At 58.7% G+C, this 276-nt stretch carries 1 pseudogene; it reads left to right on the top strand.

The features are described 5' to 3' along the window. A pseudogene (locus AC0IW9_RS30800) lies at positions 1 to 276 on the top strand ((Fe-S)-binding protein); the annotation flags it as partial.

Raw genomic sequence — 276 nt, 5'->3', positions numbered from 1 at the left:
ACGCAACATCGCCACCCTGGAGAAATACAGCTTCAAACGCATCGTCAGCTGCGACCCGCACAGTTTCCATGTGCTGAAAAACGAATACGGCGCGCTCGGCGGCCACTACCAAGTGCTGCACCACAGCACCTTTATCGCCGAACTGATCGCCGCGAAAAAACTCAACCTTGGCCAGCACAAAGGCGGCTCCGTGACCTATCACGACCCGTGCTACCTCGGCCGCTACAACGGCGAATATGAAGCGCCACGCGACGTGCTGCGCGCCCTGGGTATTGA

It is taken from the genome of Belnapia sp. AC561, assembly GCF_979252845.1.
The sequence above is the reverse complement of the archived record's forward strand: the minus strand, read 5'-3'. Positions and strand labels throughout refer to the sequence as shown.